Raw genomic sequence first — 23,709 nt, 5'->3', positions numbered from 1 at the left:
CTCCCTGGGCGAGGGGTTGTTGGGGCGTGCCGGGCCTCAGCGAATTTGCTCGGGCGTGACGGTCAGCCAGTCCTTGTCGGCCGTCACCCGCTGCCCCAGTTCCTTCTGCCGCTTCGCGTTGGCCTGCTTCATCGCGTTGAGCTCCTTCATGGAGCTCTCCTTGCGGTTCACCCAGATCCGCGCCCCGCCGTGCTCCACGTCCGCGGACTGGAACAGCATCGGCCCGTCGCTCTTCGGGGTGTCACCGGCCGCGAGGATCGGCTTCCGCCATGCGTCGATGTACGCCCTGATGGCGGCCGGCTTGCCCTCGTACCAGGTCAGTGGGGCCCACAAGGTGGGCGTCAACTCCCAGTCGGTGAGCGCCTTCCGCTGCCCGGGACCGAAGCGCCCCTCGGCGATCTCCTTGCGCGAGCTGGTGACATCGCCGGTCTTGCGGTTCTTGAGGAGCGTGGACACGCCGATGACGTGGTCCGGCTTCACGCCGTAGCCGTACTTGGGGTCGGCCAGGACCATGCGCGCCAGTTCCTCGTTGGCCGCGCTGACGACGTAGACGTCGATGCCGTGGGCGCGCAGCGTCCGGTACAACTCCTGCATACCGGTGGAGAATTCGGGAGCCCTGACCTCCGTCTTGGTCAGCTTCCCGTCCTTGTAGTACTCGGCGGGGATCGGCTTCCCGTAGGCGAGTAGCTCGTCGACGTACTGCTTCAACTCCTTGAGGGTGAAGCCGGAGAAGATCTGCGCGGCCCACGGGTAGGAGACCTGGTCATCAAGGTCGCACAGTCGCATGTAGTAGCTGTAGAGGCTTTCCTTGTGGGTGGCCGTGTCCTTGAAGGGGATGACCTTCAGGGAGGGGGCCATGGACTTCCGGGTCAGCACGCCCTTCATTTCCAGGAAGGGGAGGAGCGCCTCTTCGAGGTCGTTGCGGTAGGTGGTGTTGTCCGCGTCGAAGGTGGCGTACGCGCCCTTGTGGTCGTGGTTGGCGATGACCTTGCCGAGCTTCTTCGCCACCGGTGCGGGCCAGTGCTTCAACTCCTTTGCGACCGAGCGTGACGAAACGCCCGCGGCGGAAGCCGCACTGCCCGGCCACAGCGTGCTGCCTGCGACCACTGCGGCCGTGAGCACCCCCGCCGCTCCGCAGACCGCCAGTTTGCCTTTGCCGCGTACGTTCACGTCTGTCCATCCTGCTGAGACGAGTCTTATGGTGAGCAGCCCGTTACGGGCAGCGCGCCATGTTAGGTCGTCTGCCTGGAATTTCCCATGAGTGAAGTCACGGTGCGTGAGGGGTGTGAGGCAGGGGGAGCCGGGTAGCAGCGTGCGGTGGTGTGGGGGCGGGGGAGTTGGGCCGATGACCTCGTGGGAGGGGGTGAACTCCCGCCGCCCGCGGCCGATCTGACTGAGGAACAGCGCGTCGAGGCCCCTTGGCCCCGGCCTCGGCCGTCATGGGTTCGCCACTCCCTCCTCGCGGCCGCTCAGTGTTTCGGGGGAGGGGGCGCGGGAGCGGTTGGTCTCTTGGCTGCGGTGGAGACCGCCGTCCGTTGTCGGATCTCGCGTTCGGCGTCCTCGGCCTGGTGTACGTGGTCAGTGGTGGCGCCGACTGCCTGGCGTGCCAGGCGCAGGTCGTCCTCGGCCTCCGCCAGCTTCCTGCCGATCTCCAGGACGCGCTGCTGTGCGTCCCCCAGCCGGTCGAGCGCCCGCCGCTCCCGGCCCCTCGCCGACGCCAACTCCGCTTCGGCGGCGCACAGTTCCCGCTCGGCGTCCGCGGCGTCTGCGGCGTCCGGGCCGGACCGCGGTCGATCCTGCTCGGCGCGCGTCTCCCGTCCACGACGGCGACTGCGCGCCATGTCGAGGTCAACTACCTTGTCGGTGAGGGGCATTGGTGCGTGGTCCGGTGCCTGGGTGGCGGGGGTGAGGGCGGGGACCGTGACGAGACCGACCGCCGTCAGCGGTTGCGTCAGACGGCCCCGGGCCCACTCGTGGGCTGACTCCTGGTCGGCGAGGACGGCCCGCAGGATGTCCTCCAGTTCCCGCTGCGCGTTCGCGCCGAGGCAGTGGCCTGCCCGGGCGGCCAGGTGGCGTGCCTGGCCGGTCAGCGCGGCGACCATCTCGTGTTGCCGTCCGGCGAGCTCGCGCAGCCGCCGTCCGTCCAGTTCCCGATGGGCCTGCCGCAGTTCCTCGCCGAGCCGGAGCAGTCGCGCCGTGTCTGCCCCCCTGTCGCGGGCCAGGAGGTTGCTGGCCCAGGCGGCGTGGGTGGGGCGGCGCAACTGTCGGATCCGTTCGGCCAACCCGCGGTCGCCGGCTGCCCGCGCGGCTCGCGCACGGGCGTCCCGTGCCGGGGTGAATTCCCCCGGCGGCAACGCGTAGAGCTCATTGACGACGGTGTCCAGATCCATCTGGCCCTCCATCGGCGCGTGCGGTCGATTTCCACGATGCGTGCCCGTGGGCATGTTTCGCGTTCGGTGCGAGACGCCTGGCTGTCTACCTGCCTCTCTGTCTCGCCGCCCCGTCACCCTCGGTTGCCGCGCGGACGCCACGAGCTCGTGGCGGGCGAGGGCCGGGCGCAACCCAGGCCCAACGAGGCGCACGGCGCCAGGCCCAACGAGGCGCACGGCGCGGCCAGCACCACACCCGCCGATGGCCGCAACCACCGGCGGTCGTCGACGCCCGGCACGGCTCCGCCCCGTCGCCCTGCGCGGCAATCGCTCACCACTCAGTGACCGAACCGGAAATGGTGGTGTTTGGGGTGCTCGGACTGCGCGTCCGCCTGCGCGGTGCGGGCGGCCTGCCTGCGGTGTCGGGACCGGGCGAGGCTGCCCGTCATCAAGGCAATTCCCAGGCCGAAGATCAGGGTGAGTGCGATTCCGGCCAGGAAGATCCCGAGGCCGTTCAGGGTGGCGATGTGGTTACCGAGGATCGTCACGCTGTAGCTGGGCCCACCCACGAGGTTGCTTGCGATGGACAGGCCGACGAACGCCCCGGCCACGACAAAGAGAAGAAGTCCCAATAGCGCCATGATGTCCGCCCTTCTGCGACACCGACACTTCCACTTTCGCACCGTGGGCACCTGCCGTCTCGGCCACGGGGAGCGGTGCAACAGAACGGTTCCGGGCGACGACAGCCCGCAAGCGACGCGAACCAGTCGACCCCCTCCGCGTGGCCTCCGGCCAGCGCAGGATCGTCGGCGTCCACAAGTGCCTGGGCGCCCTGGGAGGGGATGCCTCGGGTACCTCCAGGCGGGCGGTTTTCCGCGCCCGGGCCTACGCGGCTCCGCCGGCCGCCATGTGTGACGAACCCTCAGCTCGGCGCAGGAGTTGGGGGATTGGGGTCGCTGCCGGGAAGGGCGGCCCGTTCGGGCGCGCGGGCCCGGGCCGGGGTGCGTAGCCGGGGACCGCGGGCCGCGCGACGTAAGGTCGGGACGGGTGCCGCCGCGGTCCGCGCGGCCTCACCGGGGCGGTGCGGCGAAGTCCGGGGCCGGCCCCGGCACACGGTACGGAAGGGACCACCCGATGGCTGACCGGATCAGCGATGTGTGGGGCAAGCGAACCCCCTTTGCCGCCGGCGAGAGCTGGCCGCTGCGCGTGGACGAATGCCTGGCGATCCCGCAGGACCACGTCGAGCGCTGGGTGCCGTCCGCCTGTGTGCTCTGTTCCAACGGTTGCGGACTGGACATCGCGGTCGCCGACGGCCGCATCGTGGGCGTACGCGGCCGCGCCGAGGACCGCGTAAGCCACGGCCGGCTCGGCCCGAAGGGCCTGTTCGGCTGGCAGGCCAACCACTCCCGCGACCGTCTGCTGCACCCGCAGCTCCGGATCGACGGCGCCTTGCGGCGGGTCGACTGGAACACCGCCATGAGCGCCGTGACCGAACGTTCCCGGGCGGTCCTCGCCGATCACGGCCCCCTGGCGATGGGGTTCTACACCAGCGGCCAACTCTTCGCCGAGGAGTCCTACGCCCAGGCGTTGATCGCCCGGGGCGGGATCGGCACGCCCCACCTGGACGGCAGCACCCGCCTGTGCAGCGCCACCGCGGAACGGGCCCTGATCGAGAGCTTCGGCAGCGACGGCGACCCCGGCTCCTACACCGACATCGACCACTGCGACACGTTGTTCCTCGTCGGGCACAACGTGGCGGAGACCCAGACGGTGCTGTGGTCCCGGATGCTCGACCGGCTGCACGGCCCCGACCGCCCCGGCCTGATCGTCGTCGATCCACGCCTGACCGCGACCGCACGCGCGGCCGACGTGCACCTCGCCATCCGGCCGGGCACCAACGTCGCCCTGCTCAACGCCCTGCTCCACGAACTGATCGACAACGACTGGACCGACCAGGCATTCCTCGACGACCACACCACCGGGTACGCCGAACTGGCCCGGACCGTCGCCAACTACCCCGTGGAGCGCGCCGCGGAGATCTGCGGCGTCCCCGCACACCTCATCCGCCGGGCGGCCCAGCTCATCGGCACCGCACACCGACTGGTCTCCACCGTCCTCCACGGCGTCTACCAGTCCCGCCAGGCCACCGCGGCCGCCGTACAGGTCAACAACATCCACCTCGTGCGCGGCATGATCGGACGGCCCGGGGCCACGGTCTTCCAGATGAACGGCCAACCCACCGCTGAGAACGCCCGCGAGACCGGCGCCAACGGCGCCCTGCCCGCCCATCTCAACTGGCAGAACGACGCCCATGTGCGACGCCTGGCCGACCACTGGAACATCGACGAACGGCGCATCCGCAACTGCTCGCCGCCCACCGATGCCCTGGAGATCTTCCGGCGCTGCGAGAGCGGGGCGATCAGGTTCCTCTGGATCACCGGCACCAACCCCGCCGTCTCCCTCCCCGAACTGCGCCGCATCCGCGCGATCCTCAAGGCCGACGGGCTCTTCCTGGTCGTCTCCGACGCCTTCCCCACCGAGACCACCGAGCTGGCCGACGTGGTGCTGCCCGCCGCCCTGTGGGGCGAGAAGACCGGCTGCTTCACCAACGCCGACCGCACCGTCCACCTCTCCCACAAGGCCGTCGATCCGCCCGGCGAGGCCCGCACCGACTTCGCGATCCTCCTCGACTACGCCCGCCGGATGCGCTTCACCGACCGCGACGGCAGGCCGCTGCTCGCCTGGCACCAGCCGGAGGATGCCTGGAACGACTTCATCGCCCTGACCAAGGACCGGCCCTGTGACCAGTCCGGCCTCACCTACGCGCGACTGCGCGGCAGCGGTGGCGTCCAATGGCCGTGCACGGAGACCGCGCCCGACGGGACCGAACGCCGCTACACCGACCACGTCTTCGCCACCGCCGCCGACCACTGCGAGGACTACGGCCACGACCTGGCCACCGGCGCCCCGCACGAACCCCACGCCTACCGCGCGCACGACCCCGCGGGACGAGCGAACCTCAAGGCAGCGCACTACCTTCCGCCGCACGAGCCGCCGGACGAGACGTACCCCCTGTGTCTGACCACCGGTCGCGGTGTCTACCACTGGCACACCCGCACCAAGACCGCACGCGTCCCCGAACTCAACGACGCCGAGCCGGAGTTGTGGGTGGAACTGCACCCCGACGACGCCCACAGCCGGAACATCGCCGACGGCGACCTGGTGCGGGTGACCTCCCGGCACGGCGCCATCGAGGCCCCGGTCGTGCTCTGCGGAAGCCGCCCCGGCCTGGTGTTCGTCCCCTTCCACTACGGCTACTTCGACCAGTCGGACCCGCACCGGCACGACCGGGCCGCCAACGAACTCATCGGCACCGAAGGGGATCCGATCTCCCTACAGCCCGTCTACAAGGTCACCCCGGTCCGGTTGGCCAAGGTCGATGCGGACGCGGACGCGGACACGGGTGCGGGGCGTAGGCGCTGAGGGGCGTCGCTCGCCGCGGTGGCACGGGCGTCCTCACGTGCCACCTGGCCACCGAAGCGCACAGCGCGAAACGTGAAGTAAGTCACCAGGCGCGCGAGAACCGGACTTTTCGCCCTTTGCGTCTCTCCAGCCAACATCTGCTGCCCGCGCCGGGCCGGATGCGCGAGCGAATGGAGAGTACCCGTGTCTTTTCCCGTGGCCCTGAGCATCGGCGTCCTTGGGTGCGCGGTCATCGCGGCGGTGACGTTCATGTTCCGGAGCCCCAGGCGGACGTCACATCGCGTCTGCGCCGCCTTGGGATGGTTGTGGGTGGCCGGGGTCGTGGGCCTCACGTTCGGCACCCGCTCCGGCGGTGGACAGGCGTTGAACCTCAAGCTGCTCGACCTGTCGAACCCCGCCGACACCTGGGACTTCTTCCTCAACGTGCTCATGTTCGTCCCCGGTGGACTGCTCCTGGCGAGCGCCGGCGCGCGCTTCGCGACCGCGGCGGCCTGCGGCTTCCTCGGCTCCCTCGCCATCGAGGCGACGCAGTACCTCGCCGCCTCGGGGCGTACGGCCGACATCAACGACCTGTTGGCCAACACCCTTGGCTGCGTGGCTGGTTACGCCTGCGCGGCAGCGGTCCGGGCCGCGTTCCGCGGGACCCGGACGGTCGCCGGGCCGCGGCTGCGGGCCTGACGCCGATCGTGGTCGCCGCGCGGCCGCAGAGGAGAAGGCGGCGCTCCAGGTCGGGACGTCCACGAGTGCTCGGTGCTCGCTGATTGGGGTGGAGATACCCGCGACGGTGCGCCCGTCGAGGGTGGGGCGTGATAGGTGAGGAATCGGCTTCCTGGGACTCCGCCCGGGGCAGGGCCCGACGACTCAAGGAGTGAGCGGATGACGCAGTGTGCGGCGTCGATCGAATCGATGGAACAACTCGCCGTGGCCTGGCGGAACATCGTGCTGGACCGCGATCCGGGCGCGGACGTGCGGGACCTGCCGGGCATCGCCGTTCGCTGGGCCGACTGCCGCTTCGCGTTCTGGAACTGCGTCACCTTGACCGACGTCGGCGCCGGCGCGGCGCTCCTCGCCCAACGCCTGGGCCAGGCAGCGGACATCATGCGCGCCAAGCAACGCCCCGGCTTCCTGTGGCTCTTCGAGGACCTCCTCGACGACGAGGCGCGCACGGGGCTCGGGGGAGCGGCCGAGGAGGCCGGACTCGCCTACGCCTTCCCCGGCACCGGCATGGCCGGCGACCTGCTTCCGCTCCCCGAACCCTCCCACCCCGACCTGACGTTCGCACGCGTCACGACCGAGGAGCAGCTACAGGTCTACGCGGACCTCAACTCCCGCGCGTACGGGCTTCCGTTGGCGGACGGTCGCGACGGGCTCGCCGGCTCCCGACTGTGGAGGGAACGGACGTACGCCTACCTGGGCATGCGGGACGGCGTACCGGTGTCGTGCGCCGCGACGGTGGAGGCGGAAGGCCGCCTCTTCGTCGCGCTCGTCGCCACCGCGCCCGAGTGGCAGCGCAGGGGCTACGGCGAGGCGGTGACCCGGAAAGCCCTGTACGAGGGCGCCCGGGACACCGGACTGACCCGCGCCACCCTGCACGCGACCGCCGCCGGCGCGCCGGTGTACCCGCGCATCGGCTTCCGGCCGAACTCACCGATCCGCTTCTACGGCTTGGCGAGTTGATCCGGCCACCCTGGTGCCGTTCCCGTGGCGGTGCGGGAGCGCCGTGCCGCCAGCGCAGTCATCAGCATGTCAGCGCGATTTCAACGACCGTGCCTAGCGTCTGGACCCTTCGTTGTCGGACACGTCGTCCACGACCTCAGGGGGAGATCAGGCAATGTCGAAAACGAGCCGGACGGCACGGGCCGTTCGCACCGCGGCCATGGCGGCGGCGCTGACCGCCGGCACCGCCGTCGCGTTCCCGTCCGCCGCCCACGCGGCCGGCGCAGAGCACTACTACATCGAGATCGGCGGCACCGGTCCCACGGACTCCGGACCCGGTTGCTCCACGATCTCCAGGTCCTACAACACCGCGAACGACCATCTGCACCTCGGCTCGTCCGCGGTCGAGGTGTGCTACCCGGCCACCGCCGGCCCGCTCATCGGTGTCCACGGCGGGCTCATCGAGCCCCCGTTGAAGTTCAACCCCGACGCCCTCACCGCGCCGACCTACGACGCCAGCATCCAACTGGGCTACCAGAAGGGGTTGCAGGCGGCGGAGGACACCCACCGCGCGCACCCGGGGGCGCGCCTCACGATCACCGGCTACTCCCAGGGCGCCCAGGCCGCCGACGAGGTGCTCCAGAAGATCGCGAGCGGCAGCACCGGCATTCCGCGCAACCAGGTCGACGGCATGCTCTACGCCGACCCGATGCAGCCCGACTCCGGCCTGTTCGCGCGCCTCCCCAGGGGGCTGGGCATCCCCGGGGTGGCCACCGTCGGCGCCCCCGGCCCGACGAAGTTCAACGGCATTCCGGTCAAGCGGTACTGCATCATCGGCGACCCGGTGTGCGACCTGAGGTCCCTCACCAACGCACCCGGCTACTTCGGCCTGCACTGGAAGTACCCGGACTCCGTCATCCCCAAGAACCTCAACCAGAGCGGTCAGGACGGCGTCCAGTGGCTGAATGAGAACGGAGACCCCGTGTAGGGCTCCTGACGGGACCGTGGGCCCTGCCCTGTCCGAGACGCCATGACGCGTACTCGCCGGCGGCCGGCCGCCGTTGTTGTCATCGGCGGCCCAGGTCGTCCAGCGCGCGGGAGATCCTCGCCCGGTTGGCGTCGGTGTCGGGCAGGGCGGTGCCCCGTTCGAAGAAGTCGCGTCCCCCGGCCAGGTCCTCGGCCGCGGCGCCGTGCCAGAGCAGCCGGTGACGCGTCGCTACCTCCGACGCGGTGCCGGTCTCCTCGTCCAGGACCGCGCGCGACCGACGCCGGAGTTCGGCGGCCGCCTGCACGTTGCCCAGCTTCGCCTCGGCCGCGGCCAGCCCGCCAAGGACGGCCGAGTGCAAGGGGGCGTCCCCGAGACGCCTGGCCAGGTCCTCGGCCTTCCCGAAGGTGCCCACGGCCTCCGCGGGCCGGCCGAGGTCGAGTTGGAGACCACCGAGGCGGAGCAGGGCCTTGCCGTGCAGCCTGGGACTGCCCGACCTCTCGGCCCGGGTGATCGCTTCCAGGTAGCGGTCGTGCGCCTTGTCGTACTCGCCGAGCCGGTGGTGCATGTCGCCGGCGCGGGTCATGACCGAACCCATGAGCCAGTCGTCGTGCTCCAACGCCCCGGCCAGGCGGGCGACTTCGGCGAAGTGGGTCATGGACTCGGCTATCCGGCCCGCCAGGTTGGCGAACGTCCCGAGGCCGGCCGCGGCCCTGGCCTGCTCGTGCGGGTCGCCGGCCCGGCGGCTGATGTCCAGCGCCGCCGTGAAATGGGTGCAGGCTTGCCGGTATCGGCCCTGTAGCCCGTACATGATGCCCAGGCCCGTGTGCAGCGCGGAGTCCATCCGTCGGTCGCCGGACCGAGCGGCGAGCGGCAGCAGCATCTCCAGTGCGGTGCGGCACTCGTGGAAGCGGCCCTGCCGGGTCAGGTGGTCGACCAGGCCCTCGGCGATCCAACAAGCCTCGTCCACATGGCCCGCGGCCGCCGCCTGGCGGATCACGTCGAGCAGTTCGCCGCCCGTCGCGTCCAGCCAGGCCGCGGCCCCCTCCCAGTCCGTGAACGGGCCGGGGCCCTGCGGGCCGGTCGGGAAGGACGAGGTGCCCCAGTCGCTGGAGCGGCGGGCGACCCTCACGTACAGCCGGAACACCCCCCTGCGGGCCGCCGCGGCTTCGTCGGGCGAGGCGGCGGCAACGCGTCGGGCGTAGACCGCCACCAGATCGTGCAACCGGTAGTGGCCGGCGGTCACCCGCTGCACCAGACTCGCGTCGGCCAGGCTCTCCAGGGCGCGTTCGGCGTCGGGCGGCGCCCAGTCGAGCAGCGCGGCCAGCGTCAGCCGGTCCAGCCGTGTGGTGGGCGACAGGCCCAGGGCGCGGAAGGCACGCTGCTCGGCGGCCGGAAGCTGGTCGTAGGAGATCCGGAAGGCGACTTCGACGCTGCGGTCCTCCACCGCGAGTTCGTCGAGCCGGTGCTCGCCGTCGGTCAGCCGCGCCACCAGGGCCTCCACCGCCCACCACGGGCGGTCCTGGATCCGCGCCCCGACGATGCGCAACGCCAGCGGAAGCCGGTCGCACAGCGCGGCCAGTTCGCGTACCGCCGCACGCTCGCGGTCGGACCCCTCGCCCCCGACGATGCGCGTCAGCAGTCCCGCCGCCTCGTCGAGGTCGAGCGGGGTGAGCGAGACCCGGCGGTCCGCGTCCAGCCCGGTCAGCCGTCGGCGGCTCGTCACCAGCACCATGCTGCCGGGACCGGCGGGCAGCAGCGGTCGTGCCTGCCCGGCGCGGGAGGCGTCGTCAAGGACGAGGAGCAGCCGTCGGGAAGCGGTCGCCGCCCGCCACGACGCGGCCAGTTCGTCCAGGTCCTCGGAGTCCTCCCCCTCGCCGGCGCCCACGGCGCGCAGCAACCGCCGGAGCAGGCGGTGCTGTTCGGCCGCCTCCTGGTCTTCGCGGTGCCCGTGCAGCTCCACGAACAGGCAGCCGTCGGGGTACTGCTCCCGCAGCGCCCGCGCGGCGCGCACCACCAGCGCGGTCTTCCCGACCCCGGCCATGCCGTCCACGGCCCGTACGGTGACCACGTGCGGTTCGGCGGGCGCGACGAGAAGGCCGAGTTCCCGGTCCCGGCCCGTGAAGTTGCCGACGTCGGCCGGGAGTTCTTGGCGCGCACGGCGCAGCCGCCGGGCGGGGACGGCTTGCCGAGGCCCGGCCGGCGCCCGGTGCCGCACGTCGGCGCCGAGCAGGCAGGCGTCGTCGCCCCGCAGGACCGCCTCGTGCACCCGGCGCAGTTCGGCGCCGGGCTCCACGCCCTGCTCGTCCACGAGCCGGCGGCGCGTCGCGGCGTAGACCTCCAGCGCGTCGGCCTGCCGGTCGCCGGCGTGCAGGGCACGCATGAGGAGGGCGGCCAGGGCCTGGTTGTAGGGGTGGGTCGTGGTCAGGGAGAACAGTTCGCCGATGGCCTCGGAGTGCCGCCCCGACCGGAGCAGACAGCCGGCCTTGTCCTGCACCAGCACGAGCCGCTGTTCCACCAGTCGCAGCCGCTCGCCCTCCGCGAAGGGCCCGGGAATCCCGGCCAACGGCTCGCCGCGGAACAGCCCCAGCGCCGTCGACCAGGCGTCCACCGCGGCGCCCAGGTCTCCGGCATCCCGCGCCGCCCGCCCCTCAACGGCGATCTCCGCCAGTCGGACCACGTCCACCTGCGTGTCCTTCGGGGCGAAGCGATAGCCGCCGCGAACGGTGTCGATCACGGCACCCGTCGATGCCTCTCCCCGCGCATCCAGGCGCCGGCGCAACCGGTGTACGTAGACCGGGATCACCTTGTCGCCCGTGCCGGGTGGCTCCGCACCCCACACCCCGTCGAGCAACTGCTGCCGGCTGACCGTCCTGCCTGGTCGGAGCAACAGGGCGGCCAGGAGCGCCTGTTCACGAACCGGCCCGAGCTCCAGACCCGTGTCACCGCGCCAGGCCTGGAGCGATCCGAGCAGAGCGAACCGAAGTTGCTGATTCGCATCCGCGGACGACTCACGCATCATCGGCACGCCGGGAGTGTATAAGGCGCCCACTCACCTGCGGTGACCACCACAAGACCTACGCCGATCAGCTACCACGGCACCACAAGCGGCCCTGGGGGAGTTGATGGTGAGCACGGCGACGTTGGCCGCCGTCCGGGTTCGCGGTCCTGCGGTGGACCCGTGCGGGAACGCCTGCGGCCACCGCGGATCATCGGGACTGGACGGAGTCACGAGGATCGTGCGGTGGCCGCGCATCACGAAGCGGGCCGCTCGGGGCGGCCGTTGCTCAGGTGCGGTACGCGTAGTACGCGGCGCGCGGGTACGCCGCGATGAGGCTGGCCACCGACCTGTTGTAGGTGTTGGTGGAGTGGTACGTGAGGTACGGCATGCCCTGCTGGCTGCGCTTGGTGACGATCATGGAGTGGTCCTTGGACCCGTCCCGGTCGAAGTCCAGTTGCAGCACGTCGCCGATGTCCATCTGGTAGACGTTGGCGAGGCTCCTGGCGCGCTTGGACGACAGGGCGAACCAGGAGAACTCGTTGACGCCGACGAAGGAATCCGACTGGATCTCGGAGTTGCCGAACCACTTGTGGAAGTCGGTGGTGTAGCCGGGGACGTGCTTCCAGCCGCCCGCCTTGAGGGCCTGGCTGACGAAGTTGGTGCAGTCCCCGCCGGCGCCGGCGTCGCTGAAGTCGGGGTAGTCCGGGTTGTACCGGCTCCAGTACTTCGTCGCGTAGGCCGCCATGGCGTTGTAGTCGTAGCCGGTGGCCTTGAAGTCCTTCGGGTCGGCCGGCGCGGGGCGCGTGGTGGCCGAACGGGTCGCCGAGGGCGGGTCGTCGCTGGTGGCCGGTGCGGCGACGGACGGCTTGGCGACCTGGTTCACCGCGAGGTAGCCGGCGTCGGTGTCGCGGACGCCGGTCAGTTGCCAGTCACCCTTGCGGTCGGCCCGGAAGGCCAGCTCGTGGTGGGCCTGGAACCCGGTGGTCCTGGGTTCGTTGCCCTTGGCCCTGTCGTACGTCAGGGTCGTGGTCTCGGTGACGTCGACCGTGGCGTGCCGGCCCCGCACCCGGGTGGCGTCCAGCGTGACACGGGTGTCGGACCCGCTGTACTTCTCGCCGAGTTGGGCGAGGCGGGACTTGCGGGCGCGCAGCGCGTCCAGCGTCGAACCCTCCTCGCGCGACTGCCCCTCGGACAGCCGCACCTTTCCGGTGAAGCCGGACGTCCGCTGCGGGTGCGACCGCTGACGCCCGCCCGGGGCGTCGTTGATCAGGGACTGGGTGCGATCGGTGAAGACCGCGTCGGCCAGGCGTTGGAAGGTGGCCTTGGTCGCCGAGTCCACCTTCGGGTCGTCGACGACCGCCGCACCCGCGGTCCAGTTGGGCAGCACGATTCCTGCGGCCACTGAGGCTGCCGCCACCGAAACCATGGTGACGCGGCTCCGCTTGCGGCCTATTTTTCTTGATTTCAACGCTGTTCCCCTCTACTCCGGTACATGGACCGGGCGTTCGCATTTTGGCATGAAATGTGTGGGGAATGTGAAGGGGTGTGCGCGATTGAAGACAGGCTGATCCAGGGCTACTTGACGACCGTGGACCAGTCCGGGGACTGCGCCGGGTCCAGGCCGCGCAGGCGTTGCAGCGTTTCGGGCTGCTGTACGTCGAGCCAGTCGGCGAGTTCCTTGAAGGACACGCACTTCACGCCCTCCTTGGAGCAGGTGTTCTTGACCACCTGGTCGATGGCCTTCATGTAGATGCCGCCGTTCCAGTCCTCGAAGTGGTTGCCGATGAACAGCGGCGCCCGGCTGCCGTAGTAGACGCGGTTGAAGCCCGCCATGTAGGAGTCGACGGTCTGCCGTTGCCAGTCGGCGTACTTGGCCGGATCGCCCTTGGTCTCGCCGTGGGACTGGTTGTAGAGGAAGTTGAAGTCCATCGACAGGCCCTGGTAGTTGCCGCCGGGGTACGGAAGCATCTGCAGCGGGAAGTCCCAGACGCCTTCCTTCTTGGTCGGCCATATCTGGAAGTCGCCCGGGGAACTCGCGTCGTAGCGCCAGCCGTAGCTCTTCATGGCCTTGAGCAGGTTCGGTTGGCCCTCCAGGCAGGGGGCGCGACCACCGGTCACCTCCTTGCGGAAGTCGAACGGCAGGGCGGGAGTGTCCTGGTTGCCGGTGTTGGTCTTCCACTTCTCCACGAAGTCGTAGAACTGGTCGATCTCGCTCTTCCACTCGGCGACGCTCCAGTCGCCGCCCCCCTTGGCGCCGCAGAAGTGGCCGTTGAAGTGGGTGCCGATCTCGTTGCCCTCTTCGTAGGCCGTGGCGAGTTGGGTCAGGGTGGTGCGGATGTGCTCGTCGGTGGGGTAGCTGATGGCGGCGGAGCCCGCCGGGTGCTGGGGCGGGTGGTAGAGGCCCTGCTTGCTCTTGGGCAGCAGATAGATGCCGGTGAGGAAGAAGGTCATGTGGGCGTCGTGGGCCTTGGCCAATTCGCGGTAGTGCGAGAAGAGCCGTTCGTCGCCCTCCAGCGCGCCGTCCCACGAGAAGACGACGAACTGGGGTGGCTTTTCACCGGGCTTGAGCGGCTCCGCCTTCAACTGCCCCTTCTGCGGGCCGGTGTAGGAGGTCGAGCCGTCCCCGAGGATCTTGGTCTTGCCGTCCCACGGCGGTTCCTTGCGCGCCTGCGGTGACCTCTGGTCGTCCGGTGCGGCCGCCTTGCTGCCGGAGGGGGCCAGCCCGTCGCCGTCGGCCTGGGCGAACACCAGGTACCCCGCGACGGCCGAGCCGACGACGAGGCCGGCGGTCGCGAGGACGGCGAACCGGGTACGGACGGTGCGGCGGGATGCTCGGGCCTTGCGGCGACGGCCTGGGGTCGACTTCATGCGCGGCTCTCATCTGCGAGGGAGGTTCCGGTGCGGTGCGGGTGGGCGCGGACGGTCCGCCGCTCAGCGCAGGGGGCTCATGGCGCCCGCCCAAATGTCGTAGGGGACGCCGTCGGTGGCGGAACCCGCGAGTCCCTTCAACGGCAGCGGTTCGAGGCTCTTGGCCAGATCCATGCGGTAGACCACCACGGCCGTCGACACGGCGCGGGCCGTGCCGACGTACCAGGCGGCGGTGTCGTCGGCGGTGGTGCCCGCCTTGCCGGACACCGCGGCCGCGGCGGGAGCGGCGCCCGGGTGGGCGGAGCGGAAGGAGTCCGTGAGCGCCTGCGTCACCTCCCCGGCCACCTGGGCGCCGACCGCGCGGCGCGCGTCCGGGACGTCCAGCCGCACCGCCGAGCCGTTCCGGGTGATGTGGCGCACCGAGTACGGCTCGGTGTGCTGCCCCGCGGCGGCGAAGGTGGTGTAGCCGCTGGCCATGCGGATCGCGCTCGGCGTGGAACTGCCCAGGGACAGCGCGGGCACCTGGGGCCCCATGCTGGACGACAGCAGCCCCGACGCCTGGGCCGTCTGCTTCACCTTGTCCAGGCCCGTGTCCATGCCCAGTTGCATGAACGGGGTGTTCACCGACCTGGCGAGCGCCGCGCGCAGGGTGATCCGGCCCCACGACTTGCGGCCGTCGTTGTGTGCCGAGACCTTCTTGCCGCTGCGGTTCCAGTAGGGGCCCTCCGGCGTGCTGACGGGCACGTCGTCATCGCCGTTGTAGAGGGACTGCGGGGTGACCTGTTCCCGGGGCGCGTCCCGCCGCTTGACGGCGCCGTGCTCCAGACCGGCCGCGTAGACGAACGGCAGGAAGGCCGAACCGGACGGTACCGTAGCGGCGTTGGACTCGTTGAAACCCTGCTTGCGGTGGTCCGGGCCGCCGTAGACCGCGAGGATGCGGCCGTCGGCGGCCACCGACGCGGCGCCGTAGTGGGCGGCGGACGCCTCCTCCGGGTGGGCCTGTTGGGCCTTCCGGCGCGCCTTGGCCACCACGGCGTCGAGGGCCGCCTCCCGCTTGCGGTCGAAGGTGGTGTAGATCTGATAGCCGCCCAGGTCGAATTCCCTGGCCGTAAGGTGCCCGGCGTCCTGGGCGTATTGGGAGGCGAGCTCCACCAAGTAGTCGCTCTGCTCACCGGTGTCGTAGAGCGGGTTCTGCTTGAGCGGCTCGGGGAAGGTCCGGTACGCGGCCCGCGCCGACGGCGATAACTTGCCGATCTTGACCATCCGGTTCAGGACCCAGTTCCAGCGCTCCACCGCCCGCTTGTGGTTGGCCGCGCTCAACGTGGGGTCGTACAGGCCGGCGCCCTTGAGCAGCGAGGACAGGAACGCGGCCTCGCTCACGTTGAGTTCGCCGACGTCCTTGCCGTAATACGCCTGCGCGGCGCGCTGGATGCCGTAGGTGCCGCGGCCGAACCAACTGGTGTTGAGGTACCCCTCCAGGATCGCGTCCTTGCTCATCCGGTTGTCCAGCTTGAGCGCGAGCATCGCCTCGGTGAACTTGCGGCTGACGGTCTGATCCTGGTTCAGGTAGACGTTCTTGACGTACTGCTGGGTGATGGTCGAGCCGCCCTGGGTGTCGCCCCGGCCGACCGTGCGCCACAGGGCGCGGGTGATCCCCGTGAACGAGACGCCGGCGTCGCTGTAGAAGCTCTCGTTCTCGGCCGCCAACACGGCCCAACGGACGTCCTCCGGTATGTCCTTGAGCGGCATCGCCTGGCGCTGCACCCAGCCGGTGCGGGCCATGGGCGTGCCGTCGGACCAGAAGAACACGTTGTCCTGCTGGGTGGCGTAGGAGTTGAGGTCCTTGGGGATGTCGGTGGCGGCGTAGGCGATCCCCAGGAGCAGTCCGGACAGGCCGATGACCGTCGACGCGATGCCCAGCCACTGCCGGCCGGAGGGTGCCCAGCGGCGCCAACCGGTGCGGCCCGGGCGCGGATAGCGGGGCCTGAACCGGCGGGCGTACGGTGCCAGCCGCGCGACGAGGGCGGCCGGCAGCGCACTTCTGCGGAGGGAGCCGGACGGTGACTGTGCGGCCCTCCGGCGAGCGGCCCGTCCGCCGGGCCGCTCCGGCCGGCGTATCAGCAAGGTCTCCTCGGTGAGCGAGGGAGGCTCGACCCGCAGCTGTAACGTGCGCTCGGGGTCCCCGGGTTGAGGTGTCCGGGCGTCGCTTCCCGCGTCGGCGACGGGCTCCCGGGGTGTGGCCCGCCGGCGACCCGATGGCGCACGGGCCTCATCCGGAGTGTCCGGCCCCCGCCCAGTCCCTGTCACTCCGTCTTCCCTCCGCACGGTGCGTGTGGCTCGCACGGGGTGACGCAGTCGCCGCCCCCATCCCCCCAGCCACACCGCGGCCTTCACTACTTATACAAATCTATCAGCGATATTTTCGAAATCTCCACGCAATGGCCGAACGGAAACAAACGGAACAGATGGACGGGGTCGAACGGCCCCCGCAACGCAGTTGGGGGTGAGGCCGCCCGGCCCCGCCCCCTCCGCCCAGTGGTGCCGACGCGTCACATGAGCAGGGCGAACATCGCGGCCATACCCAAGCCCATGGCCGCGTGACAGGCCGGGCCCAACGCCCCCGCGGCGCTCCGCGGGACCGACCCTGACGCCACCTCAGGGGCGGAGCGCGCCAGGTCGAAGGCGCGCGCCAGCCACCGCAGCGCGACCACGACCAAGAGGACGGCGAGTACCGCGGCCGTCAGCCGCTGACCGGAACCGGTGAGGCCCATCGTCGTGGCGCCGGAAGGCCCCGCCATCCGCATGCCGGGCATCTCGTCCATCGCCCGCCCTCCGCCCTGACCGGCGGGCATGGGCGAGGAACCCATCACGGCGACCATCCACGCCATGGCCCCCATCATCAGGACGTGCGGCAGGGCGGCGAGCAACGCCCGGCCGCGGTCGGCGGATTGGGCGCGGAGCGGCCCGGCACAGCCGAACCACAGCGCGCCCGCGACGAACAACCAGACCTGCGGTCCCGCGGGCAGGCCCATGCCCCAGGGCCACACCATGGCGATCATCAACAGCCCCATGACGGCATGGAGTCCGTGACCGATCCGGTCGACCAGGGCCCCGTCGCGCGCCACGACCGACCGCAACCCGTAGAGCGCCGGAAGGGCGTAGAGCACCGTGAGGACCCAGCGCAGCCCGCTCGCGGCGATCACCGGGCGACCCGCTCGCCACGCCGTCGCCGTACGGCGCCCACGGCCAGGTCCGCGAGGAGGAACGCCAGCAGCGGCAGACCGAACAGCGGGACGTAGTAGCCCACGACGGCGGTCGCGACCGCGGCCGGTGCGAGTACCCGCCCCGGCAGCCGGCGCCAGGCACCGCGTGCCGGTGCCCGCCCGAGAGCGCCGCCGGACCTGGTGGGCCGGCGCAACCACCACATCCGGTAACCCCAGAGGACCATGACGATCAGTCCGACCGCGAGGAGCGCCAACACGATCTGGTTGGCCAGGCCGAACAGCAGCCCCATATGGGCGTCGACGCCCCAACGGGTCAGCTTGGCCAGCACCGGATAGTCGTCGAACTTCAGGGTGGCGGTCACCTTCCCGGTGGCCGGATCGACGGCCACCGAGTCCTGCCGCTCCGGCCAGGAGCGGGTGTTCTCCTTGACGACGTAGGCCGAACCCGCCTTGACAGGTGGGGAGATGACGACCAGTCCGCGCAGCCCGGCGCCGTGCGCCGCGGCCGCGACGGCGTCGATGCCGACGTCCTTCGTGCGGGCGGCGCCGGAACTCGCCCCGGAAGCGCCCCCGTCGCCCGGGGCGAGGGCCGTGGAGACCGCCGGAGTGTTGCCGCCCAGCGCGTCCTTGAGCTCGCCGATGCTCGCACCGGCATGCGCGGACCAGGTGAGGCCCGTGGCGGACAGCCCCAACAGGCCGACGGACGCCCACACACCCACCGCGCCGTGCCAGGACATGGTGCGGCGCCGCCCCTTGGCGCCACGGTGCGGCAGGACGACCGTGCGCAACCGCTGCCGGGTGCGGGGCGCGCCGATCCACAGGGCGAGCCCGCCGAGGACCTCGACCCAGAGCCAACTGGCGGCCATTTCACTGTAGTTGCGGCCGAGATCTCCGAGATGCAGCGTACGGTGGAGATCATCGAGCCAGGCGCGGACCGGAAGCCACTGGCCATTGGTGCGCAGCGTGCCGAGCACCTTGTGGTCGTAGGGGTTGACGAACGCGGTGAGCGTGGTGCCGGCGGGCAGTCCGGGCCGGTCGAAGACGACGCGGGTGCTGTCCGTACGGCCGGGTGCGGGGCTGACCGACACCAGTGTGCCGTCGGGCACCGCCCGCCGGGCGGCCGCGACCTGACTGGCCAGCGGGGTGGCGTCGCCCCGCGGGGTGACCTTCAACTCGTGCTGGTAGAGCACCGATTCGAGTTGCGGCGCGGCGGTGTAAGCCAGCCCGGTCAGCGCCGCGACCAGGAGGAACGGGCCGACGAGGATGCCGGCGTAGAAGTGCAACCGCAGCAGCAAGGGGCGCAGGCTGCACCAAGTGCCCGGCCCGGCCGAGGCGTTGGCCGTGACACCCCCGGGCCCGTCGCCCGCCGCGGACAAGTCGCCGTCGCCCGGCGCCTCGTCCGGTGGCGCAGCCGTCCCCTCTGATGCGACTGACGTGCTGCGACTTGCGGCCATGGCGGACTCTTCTTCCTGCGGATGTCGTCGATCGTCGACCGATGTCTACGGTCCGCAGCAGGAGTCGGATCACTGGCGCGAGAAGTTCCCGCGCGGGCGATGTGAGCGTCGTCACGCGGGGGTGAACGGCTACTGGTCTACGGTGCGGGCTCCTTCGCCGGCGACCGGGTGACCGTGGCCCCCCACGGTCACCCGGCGCCGGCCCCGCGCCGCCTCAGCGGTCGTCGTGGAGTTCCTGGTGCATCTGCGGCTGGTCGTCCTGGTCGTGGGTGAGGGCGAACCGCTCGACGCCGTTGAACGCCTTGGAGGCGATGCCGAGGATCTCCTTGTACGGGTTGACGCCTACGGCCTCCTCGGCGGCGCCGCCGAAGAGGCCGCCGCCGATGCCGCTGAGCACGTCGTGCCCGGCGGCGAGCGGCTTGCCGGCCAGGTCCAGGACGCTGCGCGGGAGGCCGGCCAGGTCGGCGTACTTGTCGGTGAGGGCCACGCGCACCATGGCCATGTAGGCGTCGTGCGCACCGGGTGGCAGGAACTTCCGGTAGAAGTCGACGGCCTGCCGGGTCATGAAGACGCCGTCGTCGGTCTTCTGCCACTCCTTGTCCCGCTGGGAGTTCCACAGCCGCTCGACCTCGTCGGAGTCCTTGGGCAGCAGCCACTTCTCCGGCGTACCCAGGTAGTGGCTGATGTAGTGCCAGGCGCAGACGAAGCCGCGGGCGTCCTCCCGGGAGACGTTGATGCCGAGGTGCTCCATGGCCTGGAGGATCTGGGTGCTGAAGACGCAGGCGGCGCCGGTGGTGTACTTCTGCGAGACCGGCTCGCCCCACCTCGCGTAGTCCCACTCACCGCCCTTCTTGTGCAACTGCCGCACCGAGGCATGGACCAGTCGCACCTTGGTGACGGTCGCCGCCAGCGATCCGTCCCGCAGCGCGCCCTTGTCGCCCATGTCGATGAACAGCCGCGAGGACTGCGACAGCCGCCGGCCCGGCCCCTCGACGCCGCCCAGGCGCCCCGTCGAGCGGAGGGTGAACGCGCCGGTGGGGGAGAGGTAGGTGCCGATGAGCCCGACGGTTCCCTGGAGCATCGACGCCTCACCGTGGTGGTGGGCGAAGAACCCCTCGGCGGCCCTGACGTCCGCCTCGCTCCAGCCCGGCGGCTCGGCCGCGGCCTCGTCCAGGAACTCCCGCAAACGGTGGGGGAGTTGGGAGTTGTCCTGGCCCGGCTTCAGCGTCCCGAGGGTGCGGAACAGGCCGTTGACGCCGTCGACCTCCCTCTTGTCGATCAGATCGGAGACCAGCGCATCGGCGAGCGGGTCACCGACCTTGTTCGCGGCTTCCAACTCGGCCGCGACCGTCTCAACCGTTAAGGCCACAGTGGGACTCCGTTTCTTGATTCTTCTCGTCTTCTCGCCATCGGGTCGTCCGGGTTGTCCAGGGGCTCCGGGATGTCCGCGATGTCCGTGTCGTCATCCGTGTCGTCCGCCTGGGGCACCGCACTGCGCTGCCATCGGCAGACGAACCGGTCGGGCCAAGATGTCCGGAGAACCTCACGCCCATGCGGCGAGAATCCGACGACTACCCTTACGGGGTAACCCGAGGCGCACCCCCGCGCACGACGGCGCACTCCGGCCCACAGAGGCGCACTTGTCCATGACCGGAACCGCGGGGAGGCTCTCGGGGGCGCCCCCACCGAGCAGGGGGCACCACGAGAGGGCGCGGACATCGGGGCCGGGGCTCTCGACGTGGACCACCTCATCGTCGGAGACAGCCAGGGCACGGGCCCGCCGCACTGCGGCAGCGACGCAAGGCGTGGCAGACCGGCAAGTGACCGCCGCTCCGCCGACGTTGACGAGTACCGGACCGCGCCGTGCAAGGGGCGGCGCGGCTACGAGCTCCAACTGTCCGAGGAATGGGTCACCGTGAAGACCGTCACGGGCGGGAACATCGCCGACCGCGTGCTCTTCACGAGCACGACGCGGAGCCGGCGGGCAGGGTCTCGTCGTCTCGGGCGAGGCGCCGGTGCAGCAGGGGCCACTACCGCGACGGACGGCGGGCTGCCCGTCCGGCGCCGAATCGGTGACGGCGTGCCGTCAATGGCCTTGTGTTCCTGGGGTGTTGACGGCGTACCGTCGCTGTGCGCGCCGGAGCGTGGTGCCGCCGGACTGTCGTCAGGTATCAGCCGGAAGTCTCCTGCCCGCTCTCGTCGATGGGGGGTTGGAGTTCTGGTGCCCGGGTCGGCCAGGCGGCAGCGGCGGTGAGGAGGGAGACGATCAGGAGCAGGAAGAGGGCCCAGCGGTTGCCGTAGGGTCCGCCGAGGTAGAGGGCGAGGGCTACCAGGGCGACGCCGAGGGCGGTGCCCAAGCCGCGGGCCATGTTCATCAGCCCTCCTCCGGTGCCGGAGGAGCACGGGGGGATCGCTCCCATGATCAGGGCGTTGTTGGCCGGGGTGAACAGCCCCAGTCCCAGGCCGAGTAGTGCCAGCAGTGGTGTCAGCCAGGCCAGGCTCAGCGGTGAGCCGAGCATGGTTGCCAATGCCGCCGCACACACGACGGCTCCCGCCGCGCAGCGGCTGCGGTCGGACAGGGCGCTGGGCAGCACCCGGTCCGCGCAGGCCGCCGTGAGCGCGAAGCCCGCCGGCAAAGCCGTCAGCACGGCCCCTGCGGTCAACTCGCTGTGACCGCGCAGGATCACGACGATGGGCGCCAGAACCAGCGGGCCGAACAACACCAAGTAGCCGCACAGTGCGGCGAACAGCCCGACCGACACGGTCCTGACGCGCAGGATGCCCAGATCCAGCAGCGGCTGCGTGATGCGCCGCTCCCTGGCCACGAAGCCCCAGGCCGCGGCTGCAGCAAGCCCGGCGAGGACGGCGACCGCCCAACCCGGCACGGGCAAGCCCGACGCCGCCGACACCGACAACAGCAACCCGATGGTCGCTACGGACAGCAGCATCAGCCCCCACCCGTCGAATTCCCTCACCGGGTTACGGGCACGGGTGCGGGGCAGCAGGAAGTACCCGGCTACCAGGCCGAGCACTCCCATGGGAACGTTGACCTCGAACACCCAACGCCAGCCAAGCGTGGACACCAGAGCACCCCCCACCGTGGGACCGAGCACCAGACCAAGCGCCTGCGCGGCAGTCTGCACGCCCAAGGCCGTCCGCATCCGCTCGCGCGGTGCACTGGTGGTCACCAGGGCGACGCCGTCGGCCTGCATCATTGCCGCCCCGCCGGCCTGTACTACTCGGAAGGCCACCAGTGTTGCCAGTGACGGCGCCAGCCCACAAGCGGCCGATGCGCCACTGAACGCCAAAAATCCGTACAGATAGAGCAGCTTTCGGCCATGGGCGCCGGAGAGCCGACCGGCCGGTATCAGGAGCGCCACCAGTATCAGCAGATAGGCCAGCGACACCAACTCGACGGCCGCCAGAGAGCAATCGAAGGCCGCGCCAGAGGGGTCAGGGATTCGGCGGGGCGCTTCGATGCCGCGGTGGCGGTAGGCGTCCCGGCGTGGGTGGGCTGGCCGAGGCGGGTACAGCCTGTGGCCCGGCCAGCGTGGAGACGGCGAGGAAGCCGCCGGCGATCCGCAAGGTGATCACGAGGGATCTCCCGTTCAGCCTTCGGTGACGCGGATGATCGTCTTGCCGCGGGTGCGCGTGGCCGGGGCGAATGCGGCGGGTGCTGCACCGAGTGACCGCACGGCGCTGACGACCGGCCTGAGCCGTCCGTCCCTCAGGCGCGCGGCGAGATCGGTCAGCCGGGCGCGGTCGGGTTCGACAACGAAGAAGACGGCCCGCCCGTCCTTGGGTTGGACCTTGGGCGGCATGGCGATGGTGACGAGCGTGCCGCCGGGCCGGACCAGGGCGGCCGAGCGGTCGAGGATGTCGCCGCCGATCACGTCGAACACGACGTCGGCCTCGCCCCCGTCCTCCAGTTGCTCGGTCTGTAGGTCCAGGAAGGTGTCGACGCCCAGAGCGAGCGCCCGGTCCCGGTCGGAGGACCGGCCCGTGCCGATGACGCGGGCGCCGGTCTCGCGGGCGAGCTGGACCGCGATCGAGCCGACGCCGCCCGCGGCACCGTGGATCAGGACGGTCTGGCCCGTGGTGAGGCGGCCGTGGTCGAACAGGCCCTGCCAGGCGGTCAGTCCGGAGATCGGCAGCGCGGCGGCCAGGGTGTGGTCGATGTCCGCCGGCAGCGGGGCGAGGTTGCGGGCTTCCACCGCGGTGTACTCGGCGAGCGTGCCGTTGCGGGTCCAGTCGGCCAGGCCGAACACCCGTTGCCCGACGCTCAGGCCGGTGGTGCCGTACCCCAGCTGTACGACGACACCGGACAGCTCGTGCCCCGGCACGCTCGGCGTCCGGTCGCGGCCTGCGCGATCGGTCCACGTGCCCGGCCAGTCCAGCTCGCCAGGGGTGAAGCCCGCGGCGTGCACCCGCACGATGACGTCGTTCTCGGCTGCATGGGGGTAGGGCATCTCCGTCAGGGACATGCCGGCAAGACCGGCGTCACGGTCCCGCACAGTGATGGCTTGCATACAAACTCCTTACGGGTAGGGCGACTCAAGCGCGCGGCCCGTTCACACACGGGGCTCACGGCAGCTTGTCTTGGGGAAGACGCAGCAGGTGGATGTATGCCGTTCCGCATGATCGATTTCACCTGCTCGCGCATTCCTTC

General features: G+C 70.9%; 16 protein-coding genes. 4 read left to right on the top strand and 12 right to left on the bottom strand.

Going from position 1 to position 23,709, the window contains the following annotated elements; genetic code table 11:
• Positions 1–36 precede the first annotated feature (36 nt).
• From PV796_RS01195 to PV796_RS01185, 3 genes are all read right to left on the bottom strand, one after another.
• Positions 37–1,029, bottom strand: coding sequence for a haloacid dehalogenase-like hydrolase (locus PV796_RS01195; RefSeq protein WP_274910862.1), 993 nt, complete (start codon positions 1,027–1,029; stop codon positions 37–39).
• Between the two features lie 440 nt (positions 1,030–1,469).
• Positions 1,470–2,390 carry a hypothetical protein gene (locus tag PV796_RS01190; RefSeq protein ID WP_274910861.1) on the bottom strand — a complete coding sequence of 307 codons (921 nt, stop codon included), beginning with the start codon at positions 2,388–2,390 and terminating at the stop codon, positions 1,470–1,472.
• A 317-nt stretch (positions 2,391–2,707) separates the two neighbouring features.
• Positions 2,708–3,010, bottom strand: a complete 303-nt coding sequence (locus PV796_RS01185; RefSeq protein ID WP_274910860.1) for a hypothetical protein — start codon at positions 3,008–3,010, stop codon at positions 2,708–2,710.
• Between the two features lie 493 nt (positions 3,011–3,503).
• On the opposite strand from PV796_RS01185, the gene PV796_RS01180 reads away from it, so the two are divergent.
• From PV796_RS01180 to PV796_RS01165, 4 genes are all read left to right on the top strand, one after another.
• Positions 3,504–5,852 (top strand): molybdopterin oxidoreductase family protein, encoded by a 2,349-nt coding sequence (locus PV796_RS01180; RefSeq protein ID WP_274910859.1) that lies wholly within the window; start codon positions 3,504–3,506, stop codon positions 5,850–5,852.
• A 183-nt stretch (positions 5,853–6,035) separates the two neighbouring features.
• On the top strand, positions 6,036–6,530 hold the full coding sequence (locus tag PV796_RS01175; RefSeq protein WP_274910858.1) for a VanZ family protein: 495 nt from the start codon (positions 6,036–6,038) through the stop codon (positions 6,528–6,530).
• Between the two features lie 198 nt (positions 6,531–6,728).
• Positions 6,729–7,529, top strand: coding sequence for a GNAT family N-acetyltransferase (locus PV796_RS01170; protein WP_274910857.1), 801 nt, complete (start codon positions 6,729–6,731; stop codon positions 7,527–7,529).
• 154 nt (positions 7,530–7,683) lie between these two features.
• Positions 7,684–8,496, top strand: coding sequence for a PE-PPE domain-containing protein (locus PV796_RS01165; protein WP_274910856.1), 813 nt, complete (start codon positions 7,684–7,686; stop codon positions 8,494–8,496).
• 79 nt (positions 8,497–8,575) lie between these two features.
• Here the strand turns inward: PV796_RS01165 and PV796_RS01160 are convergent, their stop codons facing one another.
• The 9 genes from PV796_RS01160 to PV796_RS01120 form a co-directional block, all read right to left on the bottom strand.
• On the bottom strand, positions 8,576–11,515 hold the full coding sequence (locus PV796_RS01160) for an AfsR/SARP family transcriptional regulator (RefSeq protein ID WP_274918810.1): 2,940 nt from the start codon (positions 11,513–11,515) through the stop codon (positions 8,576–8,578).
• Positions 11,516–11,780: 265 nt separating this feature from the next.
• The gene (locus PV796_RS01155; protein WP_274910855.1) at positions 11,781–12,920 is read right to left on the bottom strand and encodes an amidase domain-containing protein; all 1,140 of its coding nucleotides are present in this window, start codon (positions 12,918–12,920) and stop codon (positions 11,781–11,783) included.
• A 149-nt stretch (positions 12,921–13,069) separates the two neighbouring features.
• Positions 13,070–14,362 carry a hypothetical protein gene (locus PV796_RS01150; RefSeq protein WP_274910854.1) on the bottom strand — a complete coding sequence of 431 codons (1,293 nt, stop codon included), beginning with the start codon at positions 14,360–14,362 and terminating at the stop codon, positions 13,070–13,072.
• A gap of 63 nt (positions 14,363–14,425) precedes the next feature.
• Positions 14,426–16,396 carry a transglycosylase domain-containing protein gene (locus PV796_RS01145; RefSeq protein WP_274918809.1) on the bottom strand — a complete coding sequence of 657 codons (1,971 nt, stop codon included), beginning with the start codon at positions 16,394–16,396 and terminating at the stop codon, positions 14,426–14,428.
• A 515-nt stretch (positions 16,397–16,911) separates the two neighbouring features.
• On the bottom strand, positions 16,912–17,565 hold the full coding sequence (locus tag PV796_RS01140) for a DUF5134 domain-containing protein (RefSeq protein WP_274910853.1): 654 nt from the start codon (positions 17,563–17,565) through the stop codon (positions 16,912–16,914).
• Positions 17,562–19,040 (bottom strand): PepSY-associated TM helix domain-containing protein, encoded by a 1,479-nt coding sequence (locus PV796_RS01135; protein WP_446750548.1) that lies wholly within the window; start codon positions 19,038–19,040, stop codon positions 17,562–17,564. Before PV796_RS01135 ends, PV796_RS01140 begins: the two co-directional genes overlap by 4 nt.
• A 214-nt stretch (positions 19,041–19,254) precedes the next feature.
• Positions 19,255–20,409 carry an oxygenase MpaB family protein gene (locus PV796_RS01130; RefSeq protein WP_274910851.1) on the bottom strand — a complete coding sequence of 385 codons (1,155 nt, stop codon included), beginning with the start codon at positions 20,407–20,409 and terminating at the stop codon, positions 19,255–19,257.
• Between the two features lie 802 nt (positions 20,410–21,211).
• Positions 21,212–22,501: an MFS transporter gene (locus PV796_RS01125; protein ID WP_274918808.1), complete on the bottom strand. Its 1,290-nt coding sequence runs from the start codon at positions 22,499–22,501 to the stop codon at positions 21,212–21,214.
• A 147-nt stretch (positions 22,502–22,648) separates the two neighbouring features.
• Entirely contained in the window at positions 22,649–23,569 is a 921-nt protein-coding gene (locus tag PV796_RS01120) for an NADP-dependent oxidoreductase (protein ID WP_274910850.1), read from the bottom strand.
• Positions 23,570–23,709: the final 140 nt, after the last annotated feature.

The sequence above is a fragment of the Streptomyces sp. WZ-12 genome (assembly GCF_028898845.1).
GTDB lineage: Bacteria > Actinomycetota > Actinomycetes > Streptomycetales > Streptomycetaceae > Streptomyces.
The sequence above is the reverse complement of the archived record's forward strand: the minus strand, read 5'-3'. Positions and strand labels throughout refer to the sequence as shown.